Here is a 13,150-nt window from a genome sequence, read left to right as displayed (position 1 = left end):
GATGATCACCGATGTGACCGCCGGTCATGCACAGCAGATCCACCAGCGGGGATACACCCACGGCCGACTGAGCGCCGTGCTCGACCCGGAGCTGCTGCAGGGCGCCGACTGGAAGCAGTTCGCCGACAGTTGGAACAACCTGCGGCAGGACGCCTACATGGCGGACGGCGGCACCTACCGCCGGCGCCGGTACTCCGAGTTCCGCTACGACACCGCGGCGGACGCCCTGACGCTGCTGCCGCACGTGCCGTACCGCCAGTCACGCGACGTCAACTACCTGAACGGCGGCATCGACCGGCACTTCGAGGCCTTCGAGAGCCAGGTGTCGGCCAGCCCGGTACTGCGCGCGATCTTCCAGTGGTGTGCCACCGTCCTGCTCGACCCTGCGGGGACCGCCGGCACCGACGTGTGGAAGATCCAGACCTTCCAGAACCGGATCCTGGCGCGCAGCACGGAGCACGGGCAGCCGACGCCGGAGGGTATCCACCGCGACGGCGTCGACTACGTACTGACGCTGCTGATCGAGCGCAACTCCATCGACGGCGGGCTCAGCCGGATCTACGACGCCCCCACCCGGGAGTGCCTGGACGAGGTCACGCTCAGCGAACCGGGCGAGTTCCTCTATGCCGACGACGAGCGGATGCTGCACAGCGTCACCCCTCTCACGCCCGCCGCCAAGGGCGTCCAGGGCCACCGCGACGTACTCATCGCCATGTTCAGCCGCACTCCGAAAGAGACCCGATGACGCAAGGTCAGCTCATCCGCTCGTTCCGACAGCTCACCACCGAGGCGCTGGACCCCGACGAGCCCGTCGTCACGCTCTTCAGTGGTGGCCTCGACAGCACCTACCTGCTGCTGCGGCTGCGCGACGCGGGCTTGCGAAACATCCATGCGGTGAGCGTTGACCTCGGCGAGGACGAGACCAGCGAGCACAAACAGCGAATAGCCGACGAACTGGGCGTCCGCCTGCACGTCCTCGACGGGCGCGCGGCCTTCGTCGAAGGGTTCGTCCGCCCGGCGATCCAGGCCCAGGCGGTCTACCTCGACACCCATCCCGTCAGCTCGACGCTGAGCCGGCCGCTGATCGCCAAGCTGGCGGTGGAACTGGCCGGTGAGCTCGGCGCCACCGCGGTGCTGCACACCGCGAACCGCTCCCAGAACACCCTGCGCAGGCTCAACGGAGCCCTGGCCCTGCTCGGCTACCCGGGCCGGTACGGCAGTCCCTACGACCTCGACCCGGTCGACCGGGACCAGAAGATCCAGGAGCTCAAGGCGGTCGGCCTGGACCAGATGAGCACACGGGTGGTCAGCGGCGACTCCAACCTGTGGTGCCGCGAGTTCGAGTCCGGGATCCTCGACGACCCCGAGGACCACGCCGTGCCGGAACACATGTACCAGTGGAGCGCCCTGCGCCCCGAGGCCCGGGGCGAGTTCATCGAGATCCGCTTCGAGCGGGGCATCCCCACCGCGGTGGACGGCGTGGAGCTGGCGCTGACCGACATCATCGCCGCGCTGAACACCCGGGTCGGGGCGTACGGGCTGGGCCGCTACAGCGGCCTCGAGCACCTCGACAACGGCGAGAAGGTGCTGGAGATCCGCGAGATGCCGGCGGCCTGGCTGCTGCTGCGCACCTATCGGCACCTGGAGACCGCCACCCTGGATGCGGAGCTGCTCCGGGAGAAGATGCACGTCGAGCAGCTCTGGGTGCGCGAGTCGCTGGAGGGGCGCTGGTACGGCCGACTGCACCTGGCACTGGAGTCGTTCGTCGAGGTCTGCGCGGCACAGGTGACCGGATCGGTGCGCTGGAAGCTCGCTCCCGGCGGCGCCGAGACCCGCGCCATCCTGGCCGACGACCCGCGCTATCTGCGGGACCGGGAGGCCTGGGAGAAGTACTCGATCCACCGGGAGAACGCTCCCTACGCCACCGTCTGACCCCGACCGCCGGCCCGAACCAGAGAGGGTGATCGTGCCCGGATTCGCCTCCCGCACGGCGCTGATCGACATACTGCTCCTGCTCGTGGCCGCGGTCTGGGGCTCCACCTACCTGGCGGCCAAGGAGCTGGTCAGTCCGTCAACCGTGGTGGCGGTCCTGGCACTCAGATTCCTGGTCACCACGGCGGCCATGCTGCCGGCCGGCATCGCCAGGCTGCGCCGGGCCGGTCGCCAGGAGTGGTTGACCGGAGTGCTGCTCGGCACCATCCTGGCCGTGATCTTCACGTTCGAGACCTACGGCATCGCCCACACCAGCGCGACCAACGCGGGGCTCATCATCAGTCTCACCATCGTGATGACGCCCGTGCTGGACAGCGTGGTGGGGCGATCCTGGCTGCCCCGGCGGTTCTTCCTCGCCGCGGTGCTCGCGGTGGTCGGGGTGGGCCTGCTCGCCTCCGGCTCAGGGCTGCGCGCCCCGTCGCAGGGAGACCTGCTGATTCTGGCGGCGGCCGCGGTGCGCGCGGTGCACGTCACCGTGATGCACCGCAGGGCGGCTCGCCGGCAGTACGACTCCTACAACCTCACCCTGCTGCAGATGGCCACGGCATCGGTGCTCTTCTGTGCGCTGAGCCCGCTGGTCGGGACCTCCTTCCTGGCTCTGGTCCCCCGGCTGCACCCCGGCCAGTGGTCGGACCTGCTCTACCTCGCGCTGATCGGCACGGTGTTCGCGTTCTTCGTGCAGATGCGAGCCGTACGCACCACCTCGCCGACCCGGGTCAGCCTGCTGCTGGGAACCGAACCGGTCTGGGCGCTGCTCATCGGCATCGCGGTCGGCGGTGACCGCCTGGGCCTGATCGGCGTGCTCGGCGCCGTCCTGATCCTGCTGGGCGCGGGCTGGGGACAACGCATCGAACGGGTGCACCGGGAACGGAAGACAGCCGCGGTCCGGACCGCCCGTCCCGAGCTCGAATCCGTCCCGAGCATGTAGCGGCGTGGTCAGGCGACGGATGGTGGCGAAGCCCCCGGCGAGCAGGACGGCAACCGCGGCGGCGAGGACGCCGGTGACTCCGGTGGCCGCGAGGGGGTGGGGAAGCGGCCGATGCGACTCCAGTCGTGCACCACCTCGGGCGGCCTCCGCCGCGACTCCTGGAGTACGGCCGGGTCTGAGGCGTTACGACAAACGCCAGTCCACAGGCTGGCTGCCCTGCTTGACCAGCAGCTCGTTCGCCCGGCTGAACGGCCGCGACCCGAAGAACCCCCGGTCCGCCGACATCGGGCTCGGGTGCGCCGACTCGATCGCCGGGACCTGCCCCAGCAGCGGGCGCAGGTTCCGGGCGTCACGCCCCCACAGGATCGCCACCAGCGGGCCACCCCGGGCCACCAGGGCGCGGATCGCCTGCTCGGTGACCTCCTCCCAGCCCTTGCCCCGGTGCGCCGCCGGCTTACCGGGCGCCGTGGTCAGCGCCCGGTTCAGCAGCAGTACACCCTGCTCGGTCCACGGGGTCAGGTCGCCGTTGCTGGGCGGCGGGCAACCCAGGTCCTGGCCCATCTCCCGGTAGATGTTGACCAGGCTGCCGGGAAGGTTGCGCACCTGCGGGTCGACCGCGAAGCTCAAACCGATGGCCATCCCCGGGGTGGGGTACGGATCCTGACCAACCAGCAGGACCCGCACCTCGTCGAAGGGCTGCTGGAAGGCCCGCAGAATGTTCGCGCCAGCCGGAAGGTACGTCCGCCCCGCGGCAACCTCCGCACGCAGGAAGTCACCCATCGCGGCGACCCGCCCGGCCACCGGCTCCAGGGCGGTGGCCCAGCCGGGTTCGACGATCTCGTTAAGTGGACGCGGTGCCATGCCGCCACCCTATCGGCCCAACGGGCCCCGCCGAGCGCGCCCCTAGCCGACCGGACGCCCGCGGAGGACGACCAGTTGGGGATCGGCCAGCACCCGGACGTCCGCCCGCGGGTCGTCCGTGTACACCACCAGGTCGGCCGGCGCGCCCTCGGTGAGCCCCTCCCGCCCCAGCCACTCGCGTGCTCCCCAGCTCGCCGCCGACAGCGCGGCCCCGGCCGGCAGCCCGGCCTTGACCAGTTCGGCGACCTCGTCCGCGACCAGCCCGTGCGCCAGCGACCCGCCCGCGTCCGTCCCGACGAAGATCGGGATCCCGGCGTCGTACGCCGCGCCGACCGTGTCGTAGCGGCGCTCGTGCAGCCGCCGCATGTGCGCGGACCAGGCCGGGAACTTGGCCTCGCCGCCGTCCGCGAGCTTGGGGAAGGTCGCGATGTTCACCAGTGTCGGGACGATCGCCACCTGCCGCTCGGCGAAGACCGGGATGAGCTCCTCGGTCAGACCGGTGGCGTGCTCGATGCAGTCGATCCCCGCGGCGACCAGGTCGGGCAGCGACTCGGCGGCGAAGCAGTGCGCGGTGACCCTGGCGCCCTCGGCGTGCGCGGCGGCGATCGCCTCGCGCAGGGCGTCCCCGGGCCAGCAGGCGGCCAGGTCGCCGCGCTCACGGTCGATCCAGTCGCCGACCAGCTTCACCCAGCCGTCGCCGCGCCGGGCCTCGGCCCTGACGTAGGCGGCCAGGTCGCCCGGCTCGATCTCGTGCGCGTAGTTGCGGATGTAGCGGCGGGTACGGGCGATGTGGCGGCCGGCCCGGATGATCCGGGGCAGGTCCTCGCGGTCGTCGATCCAGCGGGTGTCGGCGGCGGAACCGGCGTCGCGGATCAGCAGGGTGCCCGCGTCGCGGTCGGTGAGGGCCTGCTTCTCGCTGGTGGCCTCGTCCACCGCGCCGTGCGCGTCCAGGCCGACGTGGCAGTGCGCGTCCACCAGGCCCGGCATGGCCCAGCCGGCCACCGTACGGACGTCGGTCGCCCCCGCCGGACGCGTGAAGCTCACCCGGCCGTCCACGACCCACAGCTCGTCCCGGACGTCCTCCGGCCCGACCAGTACCCGTCCCCTGATGTGCAGCACCGCGCCATCGCTCATGCGCGCACTCTACCTACGGGCCCACCGCCGGCGGGAGGGCCGCCCGGGAGGTCCCGGGCGGCCCCCGTCCGCACCGGTCAGCCGGTGAGGTTGGCCCAGCAGTCGGCCTCCCCCACGTGCGCGGGGTCGAGGGCGTGCCGGACCTCGTGCAGGACCACCGGGTCGACGGCCATCAGCACATGGCCCGGGATGTTGGTCGGACACAGGTCCTGGACCGTGACGTCGTGCACGTCGGGGCCGCTCAGGAACTGCGTCCGGTACGGCGTGACCACCTCGTCGTACCGGGTCGCGATCGCCCAGTACGTCACCCCGGGCAGGGTGTCGCCGCCGGCGTTGAGCCGGCTCAGCAGGTCCGAACCGACGACCTGGTCGGTGCAGGCCGGGCAGGCCGCGCCGACCAGGTCGAGCGCGCCGGGGAAGGACTTCGCCAGGGTGACCAGGCCGTCCAGGGTGGTGCCGTGGTTGCTCGGGGCCAGCCCGACCAGGGTGTGCACCTTGGCCGCGCCGCCGTCGAACTTCAGGTAGTAGCGCGGCATCAGGCCGCCGCCCTGGCTGTGGCCGACGATGTCGACCTGCCCGGCGCCGGTCGCCGCGAGCACGCCGTCGACGAAGACCGACAGCTGCTGCGCCGAGTCCGCCACCGGTGCGATCGCGCGCAGCACCGGGGCACCGGGCATCGCGCCGTAGGTGAGCACGAAGACGCAAGTGCCGTCCCCGGCCAGCGCGGGCGCGACGGTGTCCCAGTTCACCGAACCGTTGGCGAAGGTGCCGTGGACCAGCACCACCGGCCTCGGATGGGCCGGGCTCGGCTTGCACGACCAGTCGTTGGCACCCGGTACGCCCGGCGCGGCCAGCGCCTGGGCGGCGGTCACCGGGTCGGTGCGCGGCACCGGGGTGTTCGCGGACGTGGCCGCCCCGGCCGGGCCGGCGCCTGCCAGTGCGGCGGCCAGCAGGGCGCAGCCGGCCGCCAGCGAGGCGAGCCGGCGGTGTCCGGGCAGGGTGGAGTGCGTGGGGGTTGCGGGCATGGCTTCCTCCGGGTGGGGGGTGGAGGCACTGGGCCCGGTCCGGCCGGTCTCGACGGAGGACCGGGGCCGACTCCGGTGCGAGTTGGGGGCTCACACCGTGAACTAGCCTGACTGGCCGGTAAGTTACTGGGCGTCAAGGCCTTGCCCAGACACCTCGCACGAAGTGGCACCTGGCCGGACCGGCGATGTCACCCGGCATCCGCACCTCCCGGCGCGCTCCACGGTCGTCGCATTTGTCGATATGGCGCCCTGTCATTTCGAGTGGCATGGCTTCGTCGAAACGAACCAGAAGGCCCCGTTCTCGGAGATGGTGATTGAAAATCACCCCGTAAGAGGGATTAGTCCGATTAGGCACTTCGGGAGGCATTCGACCCAATGCCGCGGCCTCCCGATTTCCTCGATCCCGCAGCACAACCACCCCCCCTAGTTGATTGTCATACGAGTCATCTGTGGAAGGATCACGGATGGCGGAGAAGCTCATTCCGAGCACCCGCACCTCTTTGCGCAATAGGGGAGAGTTACTTGTCCGTATTCACCGGACGTATGAGCAAGCGTGTCCTGACCGGACTCGCGACCGCAGTGCTCGCCACCGCCATGGCCGGCACTGCCAGTGGCTCGGCCTCGGCTGCCACCACCTCGCCCTTCCTGAGTGCGAGCCAGAAAGTGGCTCAGGCCAGGGCTCAGGCCTACCAGAAGAAGGCCGCCTCCGGCCCGGCGCAGCTCGCCGCACCACGGAGCGTGGCGGCCGGCCAGGCCTCGCCGATCTTCAACCTGATCGGCATCGACTTCCAGAACAGCGTCTACAGCTACTGGCCCGACGGCAAGGGCAACTTCAACGACCGCTACCTGGAATTCAACGGCGCCCAGAACGACGTCTACAAGCACCTGAAGACGGTCGCGGACGTCGACAACAACAAGGACCGCTTCTGGGACGGGACTTACTTCCTGTGGGACGACGGCAGCCTGGTCTTCGCCGGCAAGGACAAGCCCTCGGTCCGGATCGGCGGCGGCTGGGACATCTACGACACCGTCCTGTCCCCCGGTGACCTCGGCGGCGAGGGCCAGGCCGACATCATCGCCCGTGACCGCAACGGTTACCTGTGGGAGTACTTCGCCTACGCCGACGGGACGCTGACCGACCGCCACAAGATCGGCGGCGGCTGGGGCATCTACGACCAGATCACCGGTGTGGGCGACCTCACCGGCGACGGCAAGCCGGACATCGTCGCGCGCGACAAGTCGGGCGTGCTATGGCTCTACAAGGGCAACGGCAACACGACCGACCCGTTCGACTCGCGGGTGCGGATCGGCGGCGGCTGGGACAAGTACGACACTCTGGTCTCCACCGGTGACATGGACGGCGACGGCCTCGCCGACCTGCTCGCCCGCGACAGGAGCGGCAACCTGTACTTCTACAAGGGCAACGGCGGCCAGACCGACCCGTTCAACGACGCGGCCAGGGTCGGCGGCGGCTGGAACACCTACCGCATGCTGGCCGACTAGTCGTGTCCCGTGACCGGTCGGTTTCCACGACCGGTCACATCCCGCAGTGATGCCATGGGCCGACCCCACCGGTCGGCCCCATGACGGGACGAGGCCCGGTCACCCGGTCCCCTGCCAAGCCAGAAGCGGCAGGGGACCGGCCCGGGCCTCGTCCCGTTGCGCTGCGGGCCTCCACAGCGGGGCCGTTCTCCGGACTGGCCGGCCGGGACCGGCGGGGCAGGCGGCACGGGCGATGCGGCAGACTGGGCCGGACCCCCGCCCCGTGTACCCGTCCGAAAGGCCAGCCCCGTGAGCCCCTTCCTCGACCTCCCGCCGCTGAGTGCCGCGCAGTTCGCAGCGATCGAGGACAAGGTCGCCGCGCTGCTGCACACCACGGCCGACGTGATCATCACCCAGGGCGAGGCGCTGCTCCCGCTGGAGGCGGCGATCCGTGGTGCCGCGCACCCGGGCAGCACCGCGCTCAACATCGTCACCGGCCCGTACGGCCAGACCTTCGGCAACTGGCTGCGCGGCTGCGGCGCCGAGGTCGTGGACCTGGTGGTGCCGTTCGACGGCGCGGCCGGCGCCGAGCAGGTCGCCCGGGTGCTCGCCGTCGAACCGGGGATCGACTTCGTCTCACTGGTCCACGCCGAGGCCGCCACCGGCAACACCAACCCGGTCGCCGAGATCGCCGCCGTGGTGCGGGAGCACGGCGCGCTGCTGATGCTGGACGCCGTCGCCTCGGTCGCCGCCGAGCCGCTGCTCACCGACGAGTGGGGCGTGGACCTGTGTGTGATCGGCGGCCAGAAGGCGATGGGCGGCCCGGCCGGGGTCTCCGCCGTCTCGGTCAGCGACCGCGCCTGGGAGCGGATCGCCGCCAACCCGGCCGCGCCGCGCCGCTCCTACCTCTCGCTGCTGGACTGGAAGGAGCGCTGGACGGACGCCGGGCGCACCGCACTCCCGCACGCCCCGGCCCAGTTGGAGATGCTCGCGCTGGATGCCTGCCTGGACCGGATCGCGGCCGACACCCTGGACGCGACCATCGCCCGGCACCGCGCCGCAGCGGCCGCGACCCGCGCGGGCGTCCGCGCGCTGGGCACCCTCACCCCGTACGTCCACCGGGACGAGCACGCCGCGCCGGTCGCCACCACCCTGCGCACCCCGTCCGGTCTGCACGCCGCCGAGCTCGCCGGGCGGCTGGACCCGGCCCTGCCGGTCCAGGCCGGCGGCGGTCCGCTCGCCGCCGAGATGCTCCGGGTCAACCACTACGGCACCGCCGCCGCGCTGGACACCGTCCAGTCCGTCCTCACCGCGCTCGCCGCCGCCCTTCCCGGCACCGACGCCGACCGGGCCGCCGAGGCCGCGGCCGCGGCGTGGAGCGCGGCCGTCGCCACCTCCTGAGCCGGGCGGGGCCCCGGCGGCACGGCCGAGAGTGCGGCTGGCGGTGCGTTACGCTCCGCCGCCGGCTGCGCCGCTGACCATCGGTTCCACCACCCACTCGACCATCCGTTCACCGGACCGGTGCGGCCGCTCGGGACGGTGCCGATCGCCGTACCGGCTCGGGTTCACCCGTCAGACGGAGCGGTACCCCGACTCCCCCGGCGCCAGTCGAACCAGCACCGACCTGCATCGCACCCCGCCACCGACCGGGACGCCACCGACCGCCGCCCCGTCCGGCCGCCCTTCGACGAGCAGGGTGAACCGGCGGACGGTAGCGTGACCGAGGGTGCCGCAGTGGGCATGCCGGACCAACTGACCTGGCAGGGCCGGGCGTTGCGGCAGGCCCGCCCGACCCAGCCCTACGGAGACCGAGCGGGGAAGCGCCATGACCACCAGTGCCACCCCGCGCACCCGCCTCGCCCCCCCGGCGGCCGGCGCCGCCGGGCTGCGGGCCACCGCCCTGGTCGTCGTGCTGGGCTCGTTCATGAGCGTGCTGGACACCACGGCCGTCAACACGGCGATGCGCACGCTCGGCCGGAGCTTCGGCGCGCCGCTCACCACCATCCAGTGGGTGGCCACCGGCTACACCCTGGCCCTGGCCACCGTCATCCCGGTCACCGCCTGGGCCGTCGGCCGGATAGGCGCCAAACGGCTGTACCTGACCGCCCTCGTGCTGTTCGGCGCCGGCTCGGCCCTGGCCGGGCTGGCCTGGAACACCGAGAGCCTGGTCGCCTTCCGGGTGCTCCAGGGCCTGGGCGGCGGAATGCTGACACCCGTGGGGATGACCCTGGTCCTCCGGGCCTCCGGGCCCGAGCGGACCGGACGGGCGATGGCCGTGCTCGGCCTGCCCGTGCTCCTCGGGCCACTGGCGGGCCCGATCCTGGGCGGTGCGCTGCTGGACGCCGCCTCCTGGCGGTGGATCTTCTTCATCAACCCGCCCGTGGCCGCCGTCGCGATCCTGCTCGCCGCCCGGATCCTGCCGCACGAGGTCCCGAGACCGGGCCGCCGGCTGGACCTGTTCGGCCTGCTGCTGCTCTCCCCCGGCCTGTCCATGCTGATCTACGGGCTCACCCACGGCAGGGATCCGGCCTTCATGCTGACCGGTGGCGCCATGGTGCTCGGCTTCATCGCCCGCGCCCTGACCTGCGACCACCCGCTGCTCGACCTCCGGCTACTGGCCCGGCGGCCGTTCGCCGCCGCGGCCGGGTCCGAGGTGCTCTTCGTCTGCGCCTACTTCGGCTCGCTGATCCTGCTCCCGCTGTACTACCAGGGGCTGCGTGGCCAGAGCGCCGCCCACTCCGGGCTGCTGGGCATCCCGCAGGCCCTGGCCACCGGGGTGACCATGCAGTTCGCCGGACGGCTGATCGACCGCCACCCGCCGGGCCGGATCGTGCTCACCGGCGTCCTGGTCGCCACCACGGGCTTCCTCGCCTTCACCGTGCAGGTCACCGATGACGTCCCCTTCTGGCACCTGCAGACCGCCCTCGCGGTGCTGGGCGTCGGCGTGGGACTGACCATGATGCCCACCATCGCGGCCGCCACCCGCAGCGTCGCCGCCGAACAGGTGCCGCTGGCCACCACGGCGGTCACCATCCTGCAGCAGGTCGCCGCCTCCACCGGCACCGCGCTGATGTCCGTGCTGCTCACCCACGCCCAGCGGACCGCCCCGCACCCGGCCGACGCCTTCCGCCACACCTACGGCTGGGCGGTCGCACTGATGGGGCTGGCCCTGCTCCCGGCCCTGCTGCTGCCCCGCCGGCAGCCCGAGTAGACGCCTGCGGCAAAGACCGCGCCGGCGCCTGCGTACGCCCGCCCCGGATCAGGGTGCGGCCGTGTCCGGGGAGCGGAGCCAGCCGCCTGCGCGGGCCGTGTCGGAGGCGACCCGGAGCAGCCGGGTGACGGCCGGACGGGTGGGGCGGCCCCGGGTGAGCAGGTGGATCTCGATGGTGGCGACGGGTGCGAGCGGGCGCCACAGCAGGCCGGCCGGGAGGGTCCGCGCGGCGGAGCGCCCGACGATCGCGAGGGCCTCGCCGCGCGCCACGGGGGTGTGCGCCGCGTCGAAGGAGAGCCGGCGGAGCAGCAGGCCTGGCACCCGTCCCGGCTCCCCGAAGAGGGCGAGGATCGCGTCGTAGTGGCCGGGGTTGGCCTCCCGGGGGTGGACCAGCAGGGTCTCACCGGACAGTGCGGCGATGTCGACCCGCTCGGCGGACGCGAGCGGGTGCCCCTCCGCCATCAGGACGCCCTGCTGCTCCAGCCGGAGCAGGGTGCGGACCAGTTCGGGTGTGGGCGGCGGGCAGCGCACCAGGCCCGCGTCGAGCGTGCCGTCGGCGACACCCGCCACGATCTCGGCCGTCGGCAGCAGCCTGGTGGTCAGGACGATGCCGGGGTGCCGCTCGGCCAGCGCACCGAGCAGCGCGGGCGCGGTCTCGTACCCGGTGCTGGTGCTGTAGCCGACGGACAGCGTGCCCTGCTCGCCTCCGGCGAAGCCCTTGAGGTCGCGCCACAGCCGGTCGGACTCCTCGCAGAGGGCTGCACCACGGTCCATCAGCAGCACTCCGGCCTCGGTGGGTTCGACGGAGTGGGTGCTCCGCTCCAGCAGGCGTACCCCCAACTCCTCCTCCAACTGGCGGACCTGACGGCTCAGTGCGGGCTGGGCGATGTGCAGCCGCTCGGCCGCCCTGGTGAAGTTCCGCTCCTCGGCGACGGCCAGGAAGTAGCGCAGGCGGCGGAGTTCGAGCATGTCCGGCAGTCTACGACCCGGCCTGAACTGCCGCGATGCCGTTTCGTTCTGATCCGATCGGAAACCGGTCTTTCCTTCGGGTACCGCGTTCTTCCTAGGGTTCGACTACCGGAAAGCGAACGCCAGAAGGGCTGGAACCACCATGACCACCGCAGACCTCACCGCCGCCAGCAAGGCCGTCGTCCTCGACTACATGGACACCCTGCTCACCGGGGACTTCGACGCGCTGCGCCGCTTCTTCGCACCGGACGCGACCTGGAAGCTCGCGGGCGACCTGCCGCTGTCGCGGACCTGGACCGGACCGGACGAGATCCTCGGCGAGTTCATCCCCGCGATGGTCTCCCGGCTGGTGCCGGACTCGCTGTCGATGGAGTTCGAGGGCGTGATCGCCGAGGGCGACCGGGTGCTGGCCGAGTGGACCAGCCGGGGCCTGGCCAAGGCGGGCGGCCGGTACGAGCAGCACTGCCTGGCCGTCTTCACCATCCGCGACGGGCGGATCGCCTCGGTCCGCGAGTACTTCGGGGACACCCTGCACGCCAAGACCGTCGTCTTCGCCGGGGAGTGACGGCCATGAGGGCGATCCTGCCGGGGCCCGGGACCGGTGCGCCGGTGGTGCTCGGTGAGGCTCCCGAACCGGAGCCCGCGGCCGACGAGTTGGTGCTCGCCGTGGAGGCGTACTCGGTCAACCGGGGCGAGACCCTCCAGCTGGCGGGGGTGCTGCCGCGGCCCCGGCCCGACTGGCGGCCGGGCAAGGACGTGGCCGGCCTGGTGCTGCGGGCCGCCGCCGACGGCACCGGCCCGGCGGCCGGCACCCGGGTGGTGGCCCATCCGCCCGGATACGGATGGGCCGAGCGGGTCGCCGTCCCGACCCGGAACGCGGCCGAACTGCCGGACAGCGTCGACTCGGTGACCGCCGCCGCGCTGCCGCTCGCCGGGATCACCGCGCTGCGGCTGCTCCGCGCCGCCGGTCCGGTGGCCGGCCGGCGGGTGCTGCTCACCGGGGCGAGCGGCGGTGTCGGGCACTACGTCACCGAGCTGGCGGCCGCCTCCGGAGCGGCGGTCACGGCGGTCTGCGCGAGCCGGGAGCGCGGCACCCGGCTGCCGGAGCTCGGCGCGGTCGAGGTGGTGACCTCGGTGGAGGACGCCGAGGGGCCGTTCGACGTGGCGCTGGAGTCGGTCGGCGGACCGTCGCTGTCGGCGGCGCTGGCCCGGACCGCACCCGGTGGCCTGCTGGTCTGGTTCGGCCAGGCCGGCGGCGCGCCGGCGACCCTGGACTTCTTCGAGTTCTTCAAGGGCCCGGCCCAGGCCAGGATCGCGCACTTCGACTACACCGCCTCCGGTCCGGCCTACGGCGACGATCTCGCCACCCTGGTCCGGCTGGTGGCCGGCGGCCGGCTGCACCCGGAGATCGGCACCGTCCGCGACTGGTCCAGGACCGCCGACGTCATCGCCGATCTGCGCGGCCGCCGCATCCGCGGCAACGCGGTGCTGACCGTGGGCTGACGCCCACGGGTCCGCCGCTGTTCGCGTCGCGGCCACCAGTCCGTC

12 protein-coding genes are annotated in these 13,150 nt (G+C 72.5%); 8 read left to right on the top strand and 4 right to left on the bottom strand.

What is annotated here, in order from left to right:
- Position 1 precedes the first annotated feature (1 nt).
- Genes ACWDAK_RS08505 through ACWDAK_RS08495 form a run of 3 tightly spaced genes read left to right on the top strand, consistent with a single transcriptional unit; the run spans position 2 to position 2,920 of the window.
- Entirely contained in the window at positions 2–745 is a 744-nt protein-coding gene (locus ACWDAK_RS08505; RefSeq protein WP_427394057.1) for a 2OG-Fe dioxygenase family protein, read from the top strand.
- A complete protein-coding gene (locus ACWDAK_RS08500; protein ID WP_427394056.1) occupies positions 742–1,932 on the top strand; it encodes an argininosuccinate synthase-related protein in 1,191 nt (396 codons plus the stop codon). The genes ACWDAK_RS08505 and ACWDAK_RS08500 overlap by 4 nt, the downstream gene beginning before the upstream one ends.
- 34 nt (positions 1,933–1,966) lie before the next feature.
- Entirely contained in the window at positions 1,967–2,920 is a 954-nt protein-coding gene (locus tag ACWDAK_RS08495) for a DMT family transporter (protein WP_427394055.1), read from the top strand.
- 183 nt (positions 2,921–3,103) lie between these two features.
- On the opposite strand, the gene ACWDAK_RS08490 is transcribed toward ACWDAK_RS08495, so the two are convergent.
- The 3 genes from ACWDAK_RS08490 to ACWDAK_RS08480 form a co-directional block, all read right to left on the bottom strand.
- Positions 3,104–3,781: a uracil-DNA glycosylase gene (locus ACWDAK_RS08490; RefSeq protein ID WP_344635292.1), complete on the bottom strand. Its 678-nt coding sequence runs from the start codon at positions 3,779–3,781 to the stop codon at positions 3,104–3,106.
- A 42-nt stretch (positions 3,782–3,823) separates the two neighbouring features.
- The gene (locus ACWDAK_RS08485) at positions 3,824–4,915 is read right to left on the bottom strand and encodes an amidohydrolase family protein (RefSeq protein WP_344635291.1); all 1,092 of its coding nucleotides are present in this window, start codon (positions 4,913–4,915) and stop codon (positions 3,824–3,826) included.
- A 77-nt stretch (positions 4,916–4,992) separates the two neighbouring features.
- Positions 4,993–5,940 (bottom strand): esterase/lipase family protein, encoded by a 948-nt coding sequence (locus tag ACWDAK_RS08480; protein ID WP_427394054.1) that lies wholly within the window; start codon positions 5,938–5,940, stop codon positions 4,993–4,995.
- 543 nt (positions 5,941–6,483) lie between these two features.
- Here ACWDAK_RS08480 and ACWDAK_RS08475 point away from each other — a divergent pair.
- The 3 genes from ACWDAK_RS08475 to ACWDAK_RS08465 all read left to right on the top strand — a co-directional run bounded on the left by ACWDAK_RS08475 (position 6,484) and on the right by ACWDAK_RS08465 (position 10,633).
- Positions 6,484–7,443 carry an FG-GAP repeat domain-containing protein gene (locus tag ACWDAK_RS08475; RefSeq protein ID WP_344635289.1) on the top strand — a complete coding sequence of 320 codons (960 nt, stop codon included), beginning with the start codon at positions 6,484–6,486 and terminating at the stop codon, positions 7,441–7,443.
- Positions 7,444–7,731: 288 nt separating this feature from the next.
- The gene (locus ACWDAK_RS08470; protein WP_344635288.1) at positions 7,732–8,823 is read left to right on the top strand and encodes a pyridoxal-phosphate-dependent aminotransferase family protein; all 1,092 of its coding nucleotides are present in this window, start codon (positions 7,732–7,734) and stop codon (positions 8,821–8,823) included.
- Between the two features lie 424 nt (positions 8,824–9,247).
- Positions 9,248–10,633, top strand: a complete 1,386-nt coding sequence (locus ACWDAK_RS08465; protein ID WP_427394053.1) for a DHA2 family efflux MFS transporter permease subunit — start codon at positions 9,248–9,250, stop codon at positions 10,631–10,633.
- Between the two features lie 48 nt (positions 10,634–10,681).
- On the opposite strand, the gene ACWDAK_RS08460 is transcribed toward ACWDAK_RS08465, so the two are convergent.
- Complete coding sequence (locus tag ACWDAK_RS08460) at positions 10,682–11,602, bottom strand: LysR family transcriptional regulator (RefSeq protein ID WP_427394052.1); 921 nt, start codon at positions 11,600–11,602, stop codon at positions 10,682–10,684.
- 142 nt (positions 11,603–11,744) lie between these two features.
- On the opposite strand from ACWDAK_RS08460, the gene ACWDAK_RS08455 reads away from it, so the two are divergent.
- Both ACWDAK_RS08455 and ACWDAK_RS08450 read left to right on the top strand, forming a co-directional pair.
- Positions 11,745–12,167 carry a nuclear transport factor 2 family protein gene (locus ACWDAK_RS08455; protein ID WP_344635285.1) on the top strand — a complete coding sequence of 141 codons (423 nt, stop codon included), beginning with the start codon at positions 11,745–11,747 and terminating at the stop codon, positions 12,165–12,167.
- Between the two features lie 5 nt (positions 12,168–12,172).
- Positions 12,173–13,105: a zinc-binding dehydrogenase gene (locus ACWDAK_RS08450; protein WP_344635284.1), complete on the top strand. Its 933-nt coding sequence runs from the start codon at positions 12,173–12,175 to the stop codon at positions 13,103–13,105.
- The last annotated feature ends 45 nt before the right edge of the window (positions 13,106–13,150 follow it).

This window comes from Kitasatospora sp. NPDC001175 (assembly GCF_053598215.1).
This window is presented reverse-complemented; position numbering and strand designations above follow the sequence as displayed.